Below are 18,701 nucleotides of genomic sequence, written 5' to 3'. Positions count from 1 at the left end.
CATGGGTGGTCACGCGGGCGGTGCGGCTCACTCGGCGCCGAGCTGGCCGTCGATCAGGTCGAACAGTTCGTCGTCGGAGACCTGGTCCAGCCGGGGCCCCTCGGGCGACGGGTCGGCTGGTGCGGCGGCGTCGCCGGCGGTCATCCGTTCCAGCACCGCGGTGAGGCGGGCGACGGCCCGCTCGCGCGCCTCGGCGGCGAGCGCGGTGTCCTGGGTGAGGGCGGCCTCCAGGTCGCCGATCCTGGCGAGCACGGCGGCCGCGCCGCCGGGCAGCCGGTCGGTCAGCGACTCCAGCAGGTGCGCGGCCAGGGCACCGGCCGTCGGCTGGTCGAACAGGACGGTGGTGGGCAGCCGCAGACCGGTCTCGGCGCCCAGCCGGTTGCGCAGTTCGACGGCGGTCAGCGAGTCGAACCCGAGGTCGAGCAGCCCGCGGTCGGCCGGCACGGGCCGGTTCGGCGCGTGACCGAGTACCTCGGCGATCGTCGCCCGCACCAGGTCGAGGACCAGGCGGGGCCGGTCGCCGGGAGCCGCCTCGCCGAGCTTGCGCACCCACGGCGCGGTGGTGTCCTCGCCGGGTGCCGCCGGGCCGGCCGGCCGGGGCGCGGGCTTGCGCGCCGGGGTCCGGACGAGGCCGCGCAGCAGGGGCGGGACCCGCTCGGCGTCGGTCCGTCCGCGCAGGGCCGCCAGGTCGAGGCGGGCGGGGACGACCACGGCCCGGCCGGCGGCGAGGGCGGCGTCGAGCAGGGCCTGTCCCTCGTCCGCCGTGAGCGGGGCGATTCCGGTCCGGGCGATCCGCGCGAGGTCGGCAGCGCCGAGCTGCCCGGCCATGCCCGCGCCGGTCTCCCACAGGCCCCAGGCCAGCGAGACGGCGGGCAGTCCGAGAGCCCTGCGGTGCTGGGCGAGGGCGTCCAGGTGGGCGTTGGCGGCAGCGTAGTTGGCCTGGCCCGCGTTGCCGACGAGCCCGGCGATCGAGGAGAACAGGACGAAGGCGTCCAGGTCCAGGTCCGCGGTCAGCTCGTGCAGCAGCAGCGCGGCCTCGGACTTGGGCCGTCGCACCCGCGCGAAGTCCTCGTCGGTCAGCGACTCCAGGGTGCCGTCGGCGGTGACGCCGGCCGCGTGCACCACCGCGCGCAGCGGGTGCTCCGGCGGGACGGAGCCGAGCAGCGCGGTGAGTGCGGCGCGGTCGGCGATGTCGCAGGCGACGAGGGAGACCTCGGCGCCGAGCGAGGTGAGCCGTTCCACCAGGGCCGGGGCGCCGGGGGCGTCCGGGCCGCGCCGGCCGGCGAGCAGCAGGCGGCGGACGCCGTACCGGGTGACCAGGTGTTCGGCGACGAGGCCGCCCAGTGCGCCGGTGGCGCCGGTGAGCAGGACCGTGCCGGGGCGGATGGTCACTTCGCCGCCGGCCGGCGGGCAGGGCGCCAGCCGGGGCACGGACGGCGCGCCCTGGCGCAGCGCGAGTTGCGGCTCGTCCGTCGCCAGGGCGGCCGCCAGCGCCGCCTCGGAGGACGCGCTGCCGTCCGTGTCGACGAGCACGAAGCGCCGCGGGTGCTCCGTCTGCGCGGTGCGGACCAGGCCCCACAGCGGGGCCTGGGCGAGCCCGGCCACCGGCTCCCCGGCCGTCACGGCGGTCGCCTCGCGGGTCACCACGACCAGGCGCCGGCCGGGGTCCCCGGCGGCGGCCCAGGCGCGCAGGTGGGTCAGCAGCCGGACGGGCGTCAGGTCGTCATCCGCCACCAGCACGCTGTGGGCGGGGCCGTCCTCGGGGACCGCCGGGGCGGCCGCCGGGTCGTACGGCCGCAGGTCCACGGGCGGTCCGGAGGGGGCGAGCGGCACCCAGTCCACGCGGTAGGGGACCCGGGCCGAAGGCCGGGCCGCGGCCAGTGCCGCCGGGTCGGCCTCCCGCACCAGCAGCGACCGTGCCGTCAGCACGGGCGCCCCCGTCGCGTCCGCGACGGTCAGGTCCGTCCGGCCGGGGCCGTCCGGCGTCAGCCGCACCCGCAGGGAGCGCCCCGCGCCGCCGTGCGCGCGGACGCCCGTCCACGAGAAGGGCACGCGCAGGCCGCCCGAAGGGCCGGGGCCGTCCAGGGCGAGCGGGTGCAGGGCCGCGTCCAGCAGGGCGGGGTGCGCCGTGAACCCCTCGTCCGTGCCGGGGGGTTCGTCGTCGAGGGCGATCTCGGCGAACCACGTGCCGTCCCGGCGCCAGGCCCTGCGCAGCCCGCGGAACGGCGGCCCGTACCGGTAGCCGAGGGCGTCGAGTGTCTCGTAGGCCCCGGTGAGGTCCACGGGCTCGCCGTCCGGCGGCGGCCACGCCGCGAGGTCCTGCACCCCGGAGATCTCCGAGGCGGGGGCCAGGACGCCGGTGGCGTGGCGGGTCCAGCCGGCCCCTTCCGCGGCGGAGTGCACGGACAGGTTTCTGCGTCCTTCGCCGTCCGCCTCGGAGACCACCAGTTGCAGCCGCGCCTCCCCTTCGTCGGGTACCGGCAGCGGCGCCTGGAGGGTGAGTTCCTCCACCTCGGGCGCGCCGGCCTCGCGTCCCGCGTACAGGGCGAGTTCGAGCAGCGCCGTCGCGGGCAGCACGGGCGTCGCGAGCAGCGCGTGCCCGGCCAGCCACGGCTGGGCGTCCAGGGAGATCCGGCCGGTGTACACGGTCGCGGAGCCGTCGGCGAGTTCCACCGCCGTGTCGAGCAGCGGGTGGGCCGGGCCGCCGTCGCCGGGCCGTGCGGCGCCGCGGGACGGCACCTCCAGCCAGTGGCGCTCGCGCTGGAAGGGGTAGGTGGGCAACTGCCCGGCCAGGGTCCCGGGCGCCTCCCCCGGCCGGGCGGCCAGGTCGACGGGGAGCCCCGCACCCCACAGGGCGCCCAGTGCCTCCGGCACCGTGCGGACCTCGGGGCGGTCGCGGCGCAGCAGGGGCACGGCCACGGCGTCGGGCAGGGCGTCGGCGGCCAGGGTGGTCAGCACGGCGTCCGGTCCCAGTTCGACGCACACGGTGACGCCGTCCTCGGCCAGGGCGCGCAGGCCGTCGGCGAAGCGGACCGTCTCGCGGACGTGCCGGACCCAGTGGTCGGGCGAGGCGAGTTCCTCGGCGGTGGCCGTGCGGCCCGTCAGGTCCGAGACGATCGGTACGCGCGGCGGCCGGAACTCCAGCCCGGCCACGACCTCGCGGAAGGCGTCCAGCATCGGTTCCATCAGCGGGGAGTGGAAGGCGTGCTGGACCGTCAGCCGCCGGGCGCGCGCCCCGTCCTGCCGCGCCCGCTCGATCAGGGCCGTCACCGCCTCCTCGGCGCCGGAGACCACGGTGGCCCGCGGCCCGTTGAGCGCGGCGACCCCGATGTCGGGGCCGAGGCCGTCGAGCAGGGCCAGCGTCTCCTGCTCGGGCAGCGACACGGCCGCCATGGCGCCGCCGGACGGCAGGTCCTGCATCAGCCGGCCGCGCGCGGTGATCAGCGTCGCCGCGTCCGCGAGGGACAGCACCCCGGCCACGTGGGCGGCCGCCACCGACCCGACGGAGTGTCCGAGCAGGACGTCGGGGCGGACGCCGCGGCTGTCGAGGAGCCGGTGGAGGGCGGTCTCCAGAGCGAACAGGGCGGGCTGGGTGTAGCGGGTGCGGTGCAGGAGGGCGGGGTCGTCGGAGAACACGACGTCCTTCAGCGGACGGTCCAGGTGGGGGTCGAGGGCGGCGCACGCCTCGTCGAACGCCGCCGCGAAGACCGGTTCGGCGGCGTGGAGTTCACGGCCCATCGCGGCCCGCTGGCTGCCCTGTCCGGTGAACAGGAACGCCGTGCGCGGCTCGCCCGCGGGTACGGCGGCGCCCGTGGTGTCCCCGGCCGCCAGAGCGGTCAGCGCCGCCTGTGCCTCGGCCGGGTCCCCGGCCACGAGCGCGGCCCGGTGGTCGAGGGCGGCCCGTCCCGTGGCCAGGGCGTGGGCCGTCGGCCGCAGGCCGGCCGCGGGGCGTGTGGTGAGGAACTCGGCGAGGCGTGCGGCCTGTTGGCGCAGCGCCTGCGGGGTGCGGGCGGAGAGCGGGAGGACCACGGGGCCGTGGTGGCCGTCGCCGGTCCCGGCCGCGGGTGCGGCCGCTTCCGCCGGTGCCACCGCCCCGGCCTCCTCGAGGATGACGTGCGCGTTGGTGCCGCTGATGCCGAACGAGGAGACGGCCGCCCGGCGGGGGCGGTCCTGCGCGGGCCAGGGGCGTTCCCGGGCCAGCAGTTCGACGGCGCCGGCGGCCCAGTCCACGTGCGGGGTGGGTTCGTCGGCGTGGAGGCTGCGCGGCAGTGTTCCGTTGCGCATCGCCATCACCATCTTGATGACGCCGGCGACCCCCGCCGCGGCCTGGGTGTGCCCGATGTTGGTCTTCACGGACCCGAGGAACAGCGGGGCGGCGTCGTCGCGTTCCTGGCCGTAGGCCGCCAGCAGTGCCTGTGCCTCGATCGGGTCGCCGAGGCGGGTGCCGGTGCCGTGGGCCTCGACGGCGTCGACGTCGGCGGGGGTGAGCCCGGCGTTGGCGAGGGCCTGGCGGATGACGCGTTCCTGGGCGGGCCCGTTCGGGGCGGTCAGCCCGTTGCTCGCGCCGTCCTGGTTCACCGCCGAACCGCGCAGCACCGCCAGCACCTGGTGACCGTTGCGGCGGGCGTCGGACAACCGCTCCACCAGCAGCAGCCCCACACCCTCGCTCCAGCCGGTCCCGTCGGCACCGGCGGCGAACGACTTGCACCGCCCGTCCGGCGCCAGCCCCCGCTGACGGCTGAACTCCACGAACGTCGCGGGACTGGCCATCACGGTGACCCCGCCCGCCAGCGCCAGATCGCACTCACCACTGCGCAACGCCTGAGCCGCCAGGTGCAACGCGACCAGCGACGACGAGCACGCGGTGTCCACCGTCACCGCCGGCCCCTCCAGACCGAACGTGTAGGCCACCCGGCCGGACGCCACACTGCCCGCGCTGCCGCTGACCAGGTACCCCTCGGCCTCCTTCGGCGCCCGGGGCGCCTGGTGCAGGCGGGCGCCGTAGTCGCCGTACATCACGCCGGCGAAGACGCCGGTGCGCGAGCCGCGCAGCGCGGCGGGTGCCATCCCGGCCCGCTCGAAGGCCTCCCACGCCGTCTCCAGCAGCAGCCGCTGCTGCGGATCGGTGGTCAGGGCTTCCCGCGGGCTCATCCCGAAGAACTCGGCGTCGAAGTCGCCGGCGTCGTACAGGAAGCCGCCCTCACGGGCGTACGAGGTGCCGAGCGTCTCCGGGTCCGGGTCGTAGAGGGCGGCCAGGTCCCAGCCGCGGTCGGCGGGGAACGGTCCGATGGCGTCGGCACCGGAGGTGACGAGCTCCCACAGGTCCTCCGGCGAGGCCACGCCTCCGGGATAGCGGCAGGCCATGGCGACGACCGCGATCGGGTCGTCGCCGGCGGCCACCGCGGGCGAAGCCGCCGGTGCCTCGGCGGAGGTCCGCGTCCCGCGCAGCTCCGTGAGCAGCCATTCGCTCAGGGCGCCCGGCGTGGGGTGGTCGAAGACCAGGGTGGTGGGCAGTCGCAGGCCGGTGGCGGTGCGCAGCCGGTTGCGGAGTTCGACGGCGGTGAGCGAGTCGAAGCCCAGGTCGCCGAAGGCCCGGTCGCGGGCCACGGCCCTGCTGTCGGCGTGCCCGAGGACGGTGGACACCGCCGTGCGCACCAGCTCCAGCACCTCGCGTTCCGCCTCGGCGGGAGGCAGCGCGGCCAGGCGGGCGGCCGGTGAGCCGTGCCCGGTCGCGGCGCTCGTGGCGGCCGCGCGGCGCGGCGCCGGGCGCACCAGGGAGCGCAGCGGCGCCGGCACCACGGCGTCCGGCGTCTCGAGGGCCGCCAGGGCGAAGCGGGTGGCGACCAGCAGAGGAGAAGGCGCCGCCAAGGCGGCGTCGAACATCCTCAGCGCACGCTCGACGGTGAGCGGGGCGAGCCCGCCGCGCGCCAGACGCGCACGGTCGGCGGACGTCAGGTGCCCGGCCATGCCGTCGCCGGTGTCCCACAGGCCCCACGCCAGGGAGGTCGCGGGCAGTCCCCTCGCCTGACGGTGCTGCGCCAGGGCGTCCAGGAAGGCGTTCGCCGCCGCGTAGTTCGCCTGACCGGCCGTGCCCAGGACACCGGTCACCGAGGAGAACAACACGAACGCGTCCAGCTCCAGGTCCGCGGTCAGCTCGTGCAGCAGCAGCGCCGCGTCGGCCTTCGGCCGCAGCACCGCCTCCAGCCGCTCAGCGGTCAGCTCCTCCACCACACCGTCGTCCAGCACCCCGGCCGCGTGCACGACCGCGGTGACCGGATGCTCCGGCGGGACGGAGGCGAGCAGCGCGCTCAGCTCGCCCCGGTCGGCCGTGTCGCAGGCCGCGAGCCGCACCTGGGCTCCTAGCCCGGTCAGACGGTCCACCAGTTCCCGCGCGCCCGGCGCGGCGGGTCCCCGCCGGCTGGTGAGCAGCAGACGGCGTGCTCCGTGCCGGGTGACCAGGTGTTCCGCCACCAGCGCGCCGAGCGACCCGGTGGCCCCGGTGAGCAGGACGGTGCCCCGTCCCGGGTCGCGACCGGCACCCGCGTCCTGCGGGGCGGGCGGCGGGGGCGCGATCCTCGCCAGCCGCGGTACCAGCACCTGGCCGCGGCGCACGGCGACCTGCGGTTCGCCGGTGGCCAGGGCGGTGTCCAGCGCCCGCTCCGACTCGGCGGTGCCGTCGGTGTCGACCAGCACGAACCGGCCCGGGTGTTCGCTCTGCGCGGCCCGCACCAGCCCCCACACCGCCGCGGACGCCAGGCCCGGCACGGTGTCCTGCTGCACGGCGGCGCACGCCCCGGTCGTGACGACGGCGAGCGTCCCCTCCCCGGCGGTGCCGGACGCCAGCCGCTCCTGGACCAGGGCGAGGGCGCGTCCGGCCGCCTCGTGCACGTCCGCCACGTCCTCGACGCGCGCCACGGCGACGCGTTCCGCCGAGGCGTCCCGCGTGGACGCGGCCGACCCGGCGGGCACTGCGGACCCGGTGGGCACGGCGGACGCGGTGGGCACGGGCGTCCACTCCACGGCGTGGAGCGGATCGGCGGCCGCGGTGAGCGCCGCGCCGGGCAGCGCGCGCAGGAGCACGGACGCCACGGACAGCACCGGGTCGCCCGCCGGGTCCCGGCCCTCCAGTGAGAAGGCGTCGGTCCCGGCCGGTTCGAGCCGCACCCGCAGGGTGCGCGCTCCGGTGGCGTGCAGCCGCACGCCCGACCAGGAGAACGGCAGCACCGTCGTCCCGCCGCCGTCGGGGCGCACGGGCAGCAGGTGCAGTGCCGCGTCCAGCAGGGCCGGGTGCAGGGCGAAGCCGTCCGCCTCGTCGAGCAGCTGCTCGGGGAGCTCGACCTCGGCCAGCAAGACCGCGCCACGGCGCCAGGCGGCCCTCACGTTGCGGAACTGCGGCCCGTAGCCGTAGCCGAGTGCGGCGAGCCGGTCGTACACCTCGCCGACGTCCGTGGCCACGGCTCCCGTCAGGGGCCACTCGTCGTCCGCCTCGGGGCCGGCGGACCCGTCGTCCGCGGCCAGCGCGCCGGAGGCGTACCGCACCCACGGCGCGTCGGCCTCGGGGCGGGCGTGCACCGCGAAGGCCCGCAGACCGCCCGCCTCCGCCTCCACGGTCAGCTGGACCGGCACCGTTCCCGCGGCGGCCAGGGCCAGCGGCGCCTCCAGTGTCAGTTCGTCCACCACCGGGAAGCCCGCCCGCTCACCGGCGCGCAGCGCCAGGTCGGCGAAGAGGCTCGCCGGGGCCAGCGCGGTCCCGTCGACCGCGTGGTCGGCCAGCCAGGGCAGCGTGCCGGTCCCGATCTCGCCGGTGAACTGGAGACTGCCGTCGGCGGCGCGTTCGACCGCCGGACCGAGCAGGAGACCGGCTCCGGACGGCCGGTCGTCCGCCTCCATCCAGTAGCGCCGGTGCTGGAAGGCGTAGGTCGGCAGGTCGGCGGCGGACGCGCGCTCCGGCAGCAGGGCCGCCCAGTCGAGGGCGGCACCCCGGGTGTGCAGGGCGGCGAGCGCGGCGCGCACCGTGAGTCCCTCGTCCCGTCCCTTGCGCAGGAGGGGCACCGCTTCGTCCGTGAGCGGGGCGAGGACGGCGTCGGGCCCGACCTCGACGAACAGGGTGGCGCCTTGGTCCTCCAGGGTCCGCACGGCGTGGTGGTAGCGGACGGTGCCGCGGATCTGGCGGGTCCAGTAGTCCGGCGAGGCCAGTTCCTCGGCGGTCGCGAGCTCCCCTGTGAGGGTGGAGACGAGCGGGATGCGCGGGGCGTGGAAGGTGAGCCCCGCGGCCGCGTCGCGGAACTCCTCGAGCACCGGCTCCATGTGCGCCGAGTGGAAGGCGTGGCTCACGGTCAGACGCCGCGTCCGCCGACCCAGACCTGCGAAGTGATGGGCCACTCGGGAGACTTCGGCTTCGTCGCCGGAGACGACCACCGACCGCGGTCCGTTCACCGCCGCCAGCGAGACCTGCGGCGTGAGCAGCGGCAGCACCTCGTCCTCGGTCGCCTCCACGGCCGTCATCGCGCCGCCGGCCGGGGCCTGCTGCATCAACCGGCCCCGCGCCGCGACCAACGCGGCCGCATCACTGAGGGAAAGCACCCCGGCCACGTGCGCAGCCGTCACCTCACCGATCGAATGTCCCGCCACCCACTGCGGCTCCACCCCGTAATGCGCGACCAGCCGGAACAGCGCGGTCTCCAGCGCGAACAACGCCGGCTGCGTCCACCGCGTCTCGTCCAGCTCCGCGCCCTCGCCGAACACCACGTCCCGCAGCGGCCGTTCGAGGTGCACGTCCAACGCCGCGCACACCTCGTCGAACGCCTCCGCGAACACCGGCTCCGCCGCGTACAGTTCACGGCCCATGCCCGCGTACTGACTCCCCTGCCCGGTGAACACGAACGCCGACCGCAGCGGACCGCCGGCGGTGCCCAGCCGCACCGCCGGATGCTCCTCTCCGTCGGCGAGCGCCCGCAGTGCCCGTACGGCTTCCGCCTCCGCGTCGGGGCCGTCCACGACCACGACCGCGCGCTGCTCCAGGGCCGCGCGTCCGTGCGCCAGCGCACCTGCCGTGGCCGGCAGGCGTTCAGCGCGCTCGGCGACGAACTCGGCGAGACGAGCGGCCTGTTGGCGCAGCGCCTGCGGGGTCCGGGCGGAGAGCGGGAGGACCACGGGGCCGTGATGGGCGTCGCCGGTCTCCCCGACCGGTTCGGCCTGTTCGAGGATGACGTGGGCGTTGGTGCCGCTGATGCCGAACGAGGAGACGGCCGCCCGACGCGGACGCTCCCGCTCCGGCCACCGCACCGCATCCGTCACCAACTCCACGGCACCGGCAGACCAGTCCACATGAGGCGACGGCGCGTCCACGTGCAACGTCCCCGGCACCACCCCGTGACGCATCGCCTCGACCATCTTGATGACCCCACCGACACCGGCAGCCGCCTGCGCATGCCCGATGTTCGACTTCAACGACCCCAGCAACAAAGGCCGCCCCGCCTCACGACCCCGCCCGTACACCGAGATCAACGCCTGCGCCTCGATCGGGTCCCCGAGCCGGGTACCGGTGCCGTGCGCTTCGACGGCGTCGACGTCGGCGGGGGTGAGCCCGGCGTTGGCGAGGGCCTGGCGGATGACACGTTCCTGGGCGGGCCCGTTCGGGGCGGTCAGCCCGTTGCTCGCGCCGTCCTGGTTCACCGCCGAACCGCGCAGCACCGCCAGCACCTGGTGACCGTTGCGGCGGGCGTCGGACAACCGCTCCACCAGCAGCAGCCCCACACCCTCGCTCCAGCCGGTCCCGTCGGCACCGGCGGCGAACGACTTGCAGCGGCCGTCCGGCGCCAGCCCCCGCTGACGGCTGAACTCCACGAACGTCGCGGGACTGGCCATCACGGTGACCCCGCCCGCCAGCGCCAGATCGCACTCACCACTGCGCAACGCCTGCGTCGCCAGGTGCAACGCGACCAGCGACGACGAGCACGCGGTGTCCACCGTCACCGCCGGCCCCTCCAGACCGAACGTGTAGGCCACCCGGCCGGAGACCACGCTCGACGTGTTGCCGGTCAGCAGGTAGCCCTCCAGCTCCTTGGGGATGCCGGCCGGTCCGGTGACGTAGTCGTGGTACATCGCACCGGCGAACACACCGGTACGCGAGCCGCGCAGCGCGGCGGGTGCTATCCCGGCCCGCTCGAAGGCCTCCCACGCGGTCTCCAGCAGCAGCCGCTGCTGCGGATCGGTCGCGAGCGCCTCGCGAGGGTTCATCCCGAAGAACTCCGCGTCGAAGTCCCCGGCCTCGTAGAGGAAGCCGCCCTCACGGGCGTACGAGGTGCCGAGCGTCTCCGGGTCCGGGTCGTACAGCGCGGCCAGGTCCCAGCCGCGGTCGGCGGGAAAGGGCCCCACGGCGTCCGTGCCCGAGGCGACGAGGTTCCACAGGTCCTCCGGCGAGACCACGCCTCCGGGGTAGCGGCAGGCCATGCCGACGATCGCGATCGGGTCGTCGGCGACGGGCGCAACGACGGCGACGGCGGGGCCGGGCGCGCCGCCCGGGGACACCTGGTCGCCGGGCAGGAGCGACAGCACGAACGCGGTCAGTGCCTGCGGCGACGGATGGTCGAAGACGGCAGTGGCGGGCAGCCGCAGACCGGTGCCGGCCACGAGGCGGTTGCGCAGTTCGACGGCGGTGAGCGAGTCGAAGCCGAGGTCTCGGAAGGCACGGGTGCCGTCGATGGTGGCGGGGGTGGCGTGTCCCAGCACCGTGGCGGCCGCTCCCAGCACCAGGTCGGCGACGGCGTTCTCCCGTTCCGGGCGGGGCAGCGCGGCCGTGCGCTCCGCCCAGCTCGCCGTGGCGTCCTGCACGACGGCCTGTCGCAGCGGGGCGCGGACGAGTCCGCGCAGCGGGGCGGGCAGGACGCCGTCTGCCGCACGCTCGCGCAACGCGGCGGTGTCGAGGCGTACGGGCACCAGGGCGCCACCGGGGCCGGCGAGCGCCGCGTCCAGGAGCGCGAGACCCTCATCCGCGGTGAGCGGCTCGACGCCCGACCGGGCCCAGCGTGCGCGTTCGGCGGCGGCGAGCTGTCCGGCCATGCCGTCGCCGGTGTCCCACAGGCCCCACGCCAGGGAGGTCGCGGGCAGTCCCCTCGCCTGACGGTGCTGCGCCAGGGCGTCCAGGAAGGCGTTGGCCGCCGCGTAGTTCGCCTGACCGGCCGTACCCAGGACACCGGTCACCGAGGAGAACAACACGAACGCGTCCAACTCCAGGTCCGCGGTCAGCTCGTGCAGCAGCAGCGCCGCGTCGGCCTTCGGCCGCAGCACCGCCTCCAGCCGCTCAGCGGTCAGCTCCTCCACCACACCGTCGTCCAGCACCCCGGCCAGGTGGAACACGGCTCCGAGCGGCCGGTCCGCCGGGACCGCGGCGAGGACGCGGGCCAGCGCCGCACGGTCCGTCGTGTCGCAGGCCGCGAACTCCACGGTGGCACCGGCCGCGGTCAGCTCGGCGGCCAGCTCCTGCGCTCCGGGAGCCGCGTCGCCGCGCCGGCTGAGCAGCAGCAGATGCCGGGCGCCGTGCCGGGTGACGAGGTGTCGCGCCAGTGCACGCCCCAGGCCTCCGGTCCCGCCGGCCACCAGCACGGTGCGCCCGGCCACGTCGGGGGCGCCGCCCTCGATCGGTGCGTCGACGCCCGCCCGCACCAGGCGCGGCGCCAGCAGGACCCCGTCGTCACCGACGGCCAGCTGCGGCTCCTGCCGTGCGGCAGCGGCCAGGGAGGCCAGCAGGCCGGGGTCCGACGCGTCGGCGTCCTCCGTGCCGGCGCCCGGGGGCAGGTCGGCGAGGACGAAGCGGCCGGGGTGTTCGGACTGCGCCGAGCGGACCAGGCCCCACACCGCGGCGGCCCAGGGGTCGGCGCCGCGAGCCCCGTGGGTCAGGAACAGCAGGCGAGCCTCGGCGTACCGCTCGTCGGCGATCCAGGCGCGCACGGCCTCGAGCGCCCGTACGGCGGCCTCGCGCCCCGCGGGCAGGGACAGCGCGACCACTCCGGCGAGAGGGCCTGCCCCGGGCAGCGCGTCGAGTGCGTCGACGGACGTGACCCCGGCGGTGTCGGCGGACCCGCTTTCCACGGCGGCCGGGACCACGACCGGGACCCAGTCGACGCGGTACGGCGTGGGTGGCCGTCCGGCGCCGACGGCCGGCTGTGCGTCGGCGGGTCGCAGCGCCAGTGCCTCGGCCGACAGGACGGTGCGGCCCCCGGGATCGACGGCGGTCAGCCGTCGCCCGGACCAGTGCGCGCGCAGGGTGGTGGCGCCGGTGGCGTGCAGTTCGACGCCGGTCCAGGAGAACGGCAGCTCGGGCCGGTCGCCCGGCGCGTCCGGGCGGCCGACGAGGGGGTGCAGGGCGGCGTCGAGCAGTGCGGGGTGCACGCCGAAGCCCTCGGCCGCGTCCGGGCCGGTGTCCGGCAGTACCAGCTCCGCGTACAGGTCGTCCCCGCTGTGCCATGCCGCCCGCACACCGCGGAACGCGGGCCCGTAGACCAGACCGAGGACGTCGAGTCGGTCGTAGAGGGCGTCGACGTCCACCGGCTCGGCGTCCGCCGGCGGCCAGGCGGCGGACGACGCGGGCGGGCCGTCGCCACCGCTGCGGGAGGCGGACAGCAGCCCGGTCGCGTGCCTGGTCCAGGGTCCGCCCTCGGCGGGACGGGAGTGCACGGCCAGTCCGCGCGTCCCGTGCTCGTCGAAGGCGGCGACGGTCAGCTGTACCTGTACGGCGCCCTGGCCGGCCTCCGGCAGCACCAGCGGGGCCTGGAGGGTGAGTTCCTCGACGCGGGGGGTCTCGGCGCGCTCGCCGGCGGCCAGCGCGAGATCGACGAAGGCAGTGGCGGGCAGCAGGACGCGGTCGAGCACCCGGTGGTCCGCGAGCCAGGGCTGCCCGTCCACGCTCAGCAGACCGGTCAGCAGCAGACTGCCGTCGTCGGCGCGCTGCACGGTGGTGCCCAGCAGGGGGTGCCCGGACGACTCGAGTCCCAGTTCCTCGGTGCGCGGGGCGGGGGCCGGCGGCAGCATCCAGTAGCGCCGGTGCTGGAAGGCGTAGGTCGGCAGGTCCTCGGCCGGCGCACGCTCCGGCAGCAGGGCCGGCCAGTCGACGGCCACGCCTCTCGCGTACGCGGTGGCCAGCGCCGTACGCAGGGTCCGCGGCTCGTCGCGTCCCTTGCGCAGGAGGGGCACGGTATCGGGGGTCAGGGCGCTCAACACGGCGTCGGGCCCTACCTCCACCACCAGGCTGGCGCCCTGGTCCTCCAGGGTCCGTACGGCGTGGTGGTAGCGGACGGTGCCGCGGATCTGACGGGTCCAGTAGTCCGGCGAGGCCAGCTCCTCCGCCGTCGCGAGCTCTCCCGTGAGGGTGGAGACGAGCGGAATGCGCGGGGGCTGGAAGGTGAGCCCGGCGGCCACCTCGCGGAACTCCTCCAGCACCGGCTCCATGTGCGCCGAGTGGAACGCGTGACTCACGGTCAGACGCCGCGTGCGCCGACCCAGACCTGCGAAGTGAGCGGCCACGCGGGAGACTTCGGCTTCGTCGCCGGAGACGACCACCGACCGCGGCCCGTTCACCGCCGCCAGCGAAACCCCCGCCGCCAGCAGCGGCAGCACCTCCTCCTCGGTCGCCTCCACCGCCGTCATCGCGCCCCCCGCCGGGGCCTGCTGCATCAACCGGCCCCGCGCCGCGACCAACGAGGCGGCGTCCTCCAGCGACAGCACTCCGGCCACGTGCGCGGCCGTCACCTCACCGATCGAATGTCCCGCCACCCACTGCGGCTCCACCCCGTAACGCGCGACCAACCGGAACAGCGCGGTCTCCAGCGCGAACAACGCCGGCTGCGTCCACCGCGTCTCGTCCAACTCGGCACCCTCGCCGAACATGACCTCACGCAGCGGCCGTTCGAGGTGCACGTCCAACGCCGCGCACACCTCGTCGAACGCCTCCGCGAACACCGGCTCCGCCGCATACAGTTCACGGCCCATGCCCGCGTACTGACTCCCCTGCCCGGTGAACACGAACGCCGACCGCACCGGTCCCGCGGCTCGGCCGCCCACCAGGTCGGCGGTGTCCGCGCCGGAGGCCAGGGCCGCGAGGGCCGTGAGGGCGCGGTCCCGGTCGTCCGCCACGACGACGGCCCGGTGCTCCAGGTGGGCGCGTGCCGTCGTCAGCCCGACGGCCGCCGCGCCCAGGTCGACGCCGGGGCGGGCCTCGATGTACGTCTTGAGCCGGGCGGCCTGTCCCCTCAGCGCCTCCGGCGTGTGCGCCGACAGGGCCAGCGGCACGGCCCCGGGGCGCGGGCCCTCCGGTTCCGGGTTCTCCGCGGCGGGGCGTGAGGGTTCCGGCGCCTGTTCGAGGATGACGTGGGCGTTGGTGCCGCTGATGCCGAACGAGGAGACGGCCGCCCGACGCGGACGCTCCCGCTCCGGCCACCGCACCGCATCCGTCACCAACTCCACGGCACCCGCAGACCAGTCCACATGAGGCGACGGCGCGTCCACGTGCAACGTCCCCGGCACCACCCCGTGACGCATCGCCTCGACCATCTTGATGACCCCACCAACACCGGCAGCCGCCTGCGCATGCCCGATGTTCGACTTCAACGACCCCAGCAACAAAGGCCGCCCCGCCTCACGACCCCGCCCGTACACCGAGATCAACGCCTGCGCCTCGATCGGGTCCCCGAGCCGGGTACCGGTCCCGTGCGCCTCCATCACGTCGATCTCCGCGGGCCCGCATCCAGCCGCCGCCAATGCCTGCCGGACGACGCGCTCCTGCGCGGGGCCGCTGGGGGCGGTCAGTCCGTTGCTGGCACCGTCCTGGTTCACCGCCGAGCCGCGCACGACCGCGAGGACGCGGTGGCCGTTGCGGCGGGCGTCGGACAACCGCTCCACCAGCAGCAGCCCGACACCTTCGCTCCAGGCGGTGCCGTCGGCGGCCTGCGCGAACGGCTTGCAGCGGCCGTCCGGGGCCAGCCCCTGCTGACGGCTGAACTCGAGGAACATGCCGGGGGTCGGCATCACGGTGACGCCGCCGGCCAGAGCCAGCCGGCACTCCCCCTGCCGCAGGGCCTGGACCGCGAGGTGCAGGGCGACCAGCGACGACGAGCACGCGGTGTCCACCGTGACGGCGGGACCCTGCAGCCCGAAGGTGTACGCGAGGCGGCCCGAGGCGACGCTCATGGTGCTGCCGGTCAGCAGGTGACCGTCGTGCCCGTCGGCGGCTTCGTGGAGGCGCGGACCGTAGTCCTGGGCGGTGGCGCCGACGAACACCCCGGAGTCGGTGCCGCGCAGCCGTTCGGGAGCGATGCCTGCCCGCTCGAAGGTCTCCCACGCCGTCTCCAGCAGCAGCCGCTGCTGCGGGTCCATCGCCTCGGCCTCGCGCGGGCTGATGCCGAACAGCGCCGGATCGAAGTCACCGGCTCCGTCCAGGAATCCGCCGTGCCGCACGTAGGTCGTCCCGGGCGTCGCCGGGTCGGGATCGTACAGCGCGGACAGGTCCCAGCCCCGGTCGTCGGGGAACGGGCCGATGGCGTCGGCGCCGGAACTGACGAGCTCCCACAGGTCCTCCGGAGAGGCGACGCCGCCCGGGTACCGGCACGCCATGCCGATGATCGCGATCGGCTCGTCGGAGGCCACGCGGGACACCGGTTCCGGCGCCCCGTCCACCGGGTGACCGAGCAGGTCGTGCAGCAGCTCCACCACCGCGTCGGGCGTGGGGTGGTTGTAGACGAGCCCGGTGGGCAGAGAGAGCCCGGTGGCGGCGGCCAGCCGGTCCCGCAGGTCGACGCCGGACAGCGAGTCGAAGCCCAGCTCCTTGAAACTGCGTCCGGGGTCCACGGCGTCCGCCGTGACGTGCCCGAGGACGATCGAGGCGTGCGTGCGCACGAGTTCCAGCAGTTCCGGACGGGTCGACACCGGCCGCGGGCCTTCGGGCGCGGACGCCGTTCCCGCCTCGTCGCCGGCCTGGGACGCCGTTGTCGGCACGGCGTCCGCGTCCGGGTCCTCCGCGGCGGCGGCCGCCACGCGCAGCGGCTGGGGTTCCCCGGTGATCCAGTGGCGCTCCCGCTGGAACGCGTACGTGGGCAGCGGCACGGCGCGACCGCCGCGCGCGGCGAGAGCCGTCTCCCAGCCGATGGGGGCTCCGTGGACGTACGCCCCGGCCAGCGCGGTGAGCAGGGTCAACCGCTCGGACCTGCCACGGCGCAGCCCGGGAAGCAGGACGTGCTCCGAGTCCCGCAGGGACTCGCGGCCCAGGCCGGTGAGGACGGCGTCCGGGCCGAGTTCGAGGAACACGGTACGGCCGTCGCGCCCCACCGCCCGTACGGCCTGGTGGAAACGGACCGTTCCGCGGATCTGGCGGGTCCAGTAGTCCGGCGAGGCCAGCTCCTCCGCCGTTGCGAGCTCCCCGGTGAGGGTAGAGACGAGCGGGATGCGCGGGGCGTGGAAGGTGAGCCCCGCGGCCACGTCGCGGAACTCCTCGAGCACCGGCTCCATGTGCGCCGAGTGGAAGGCGTGGCTCACGGTCAGACGCCGCGTGCGCCGACCCAGACCTGCGAAGTGATCGGTCACACGGGAGACTTCGGCTTCGTCGCCGGAGACGACCACCGACCGCGGTCCGTTCACCGCCGCCAGCGAGACCTGCGGGGTCAGCAGCGGCAGCACCTCGTCCTCGGTCGCCTCCACCGCCGTCATCGCGCCCCCCGCCGGGGCCTGCTGCATCAACCGGCCCCGCGCCGCGACCAACGAGGCGGCGTCCTCCAGCGACAGCACTCCGGCCACGTGCGCGGCCGTCACCTCACCGATCGAGTGACCGGCGAGGGAGTCCGGTTGCAGTCCCCAGTGCTCCGCGAGCCGGAACAGCGCGGTCTCGAGCGCGAACAACGCCGGCTGCGTCCACCGCGTCTCGTCCAGCTCCGCACCCTCGCCGAACACGACGTCGCGCAAGGGCAGTTCGAGGTGCACGTCCAACGCCGCGCACACCTCGTCGAACGCCCCCGCGAACACCGGATCCGCCCCGTACAGCTCACTCCCCATCCCGGCGTACTGACTCCCCTGCCCGGTGAACAGCACAGCGGTGCGGGCCGGTCCCTCGGCCCGCCCGCGGACCACCGACGGGTGGTCCGCGCCCGCCGCCAGCGCCTGGACGCCGCGCAGGAGTTCCTCACGCCCCTCCCCCAGGACGACGGCGCGCTCGGCGAACCGCGTCCGGGTGGCCGCGAGCGCGAAGGCCGTGTCCTCCGGGCGTGCCGTGGCGCCGGAGCCCCCGGCGTGGTCCGCGAGCCGTCCGGCCTGGGCCCGCAGCGCCGCCTCGTCGCGTCCCGACACCGGCCAGGGCAGCGGACCCGCGGTGGCCGGCGCGAGGCGTTCGTCGCGCTCGTCCTGCGCGTCCCGCTCGTCCGGCACGATGCCGGCGGCGGCCGTGTCGCCCACCACCACGTGGCAGTTGGTGCCGCCCATGCCGAAGGAGCTGACGCCCGCGACCAGCGGCAGCCCGGCGTCAGGCCAGTCGCCGAGTGCGGTCTGCACGGTGAGACCCAGCTCGGCGAGCGGGATGCGCGGGTTGGGGGCGCGGAAGTTGAGGCTCGCCGGCAGGCGGCGCCGGGAGACGGCCAGGGCCGTCTTCAGCAGGCCCACGAGACCGGCGGCGCCCTCCAGGTGGCCCACGTTCGTCTTGGCGGAGCCGACCCGCAGCGGGGAGCCGGCGGGCCGGCCGGCCCCGAGCGCTGCTCCCAGGGCGGCGGCCTCGACCGGGTCGCCCACCGGTGTGCCCGTGCCGTGGAGTTCGACGTATCCGACGGACGCCGCGTCCGTGCCCGCCCTGCGGTGCGCCTCGCGGATCACGGCCTCCTGGGCCGCCCGGTCGGGCACCGTGAGGCCGCGGGAGGCGCCGTCGTTGTTGACCGCGCTGCCGAGGATCACGCAGTGCACGCGGTCGCCGTCCGCCCGTGCGCGGTCCAGCGGCTTGAGGACGACGGCGACGCCGCCCTCGCCCCGGACGTAGCCGTTGGCCCGCTCGTCGAAGGTGAAGCACCGGCCGTCGGGCGACAGCGCGCCGAAGCGCGTGCTGTCCGCGCTGCTGTGCGGGGACAGCACGAGGTTGACGCCGCCGACCACCGCCAGGTCGGACTCCCCCGAGCGGAGGCTTTCGCATGCCAGGTGCACCGCGACCAGGGAGGACGACTGGGCCGAGTCGACGGTCAGGCTCGGTCCGGTCAGCCCGAGGACGTAGGAGAGCCGGTTGGCGAGGATGCCCCGGTGCAGGCCGGTGACCGAGTGCCGGTCCGCCGCGCCCTCGCCACGCCGGTGGTGGAGGGCGGCGTAGTCGTCCCAGATCGCGGCGGCGAGGACGGCCGTCCGGCTGCCGGCGAGCGCCCCGGGGACGATGCCCGCCTCCTCCAGCGCCTCCCAGCCCAGCTCGAGCATCAGGCGCTGCTGCGGGTCCATCGCCGCCGCCTCGCGCGGCGAGATGCCGAAGAAGGCGGCGTCGAAGCGGTCCACCTCGTCGAGGAAGGCGCCCCGCGCGGGGGCCGCCGGGGACCAGCGGCCGGCGGGGGCCTCCCCGACGGCGTCCTCGCCCCTGCTGAGGAGGTCCCAGAAGGAGTCGGGGTCCGGGGCCTTGGGGAGGCGGCAGGCGAGTCCGACGACGGCGATCGGCGCGGGGCGGTCGTTGCGCATGGTGTGTCACGTACTCCCTCGGT

The 18,701-nt window shown here is 76.1% G+C and carries 1 protein-coding gene; it reads right to left on the bottom strand.

Going from position 1 to position 18,701, the window contains the following annotated elements:
• Positions 1 to 27: 27 nt before the first annotated feature.
• Complete coding sequence (locus Sfr03f_RS07975) at positions 28 to 18,678, bottom strand: type I polyketide synthase (RefSeq protein ID WP_108952947.1); 18,651 nt, start codon at positions 18,676 to 18,678, stop codon at positions 28 to 30.
• Positions 18,679 to 18,701 lie beyond the last annotated feature (23 nt).

Origin of the sequence: Streptomyces fragilis, assembly GCF_003112515.1 — a bacterium.
Lineage (GTDB): Bacteria > Actinomycetota > Actinomycetes > Streptomycetales > Streptomycetaceae > Streptomyces > Streptomyces fragilis.
This window is presented reverse-complemented; position numbering and strand designations above follow the sequence as displayed.

Bases quoted from the DNA above. Each gene is read 5' to 3' on its own strand.
- Sfr03f_RS07975 (WP_108952947.1), bottom strand. From the start codon at position 18,678: ATGCGCAACGACCGCCCCGCGCCGATCGCCGTCGTCGGACTCGCCTGC.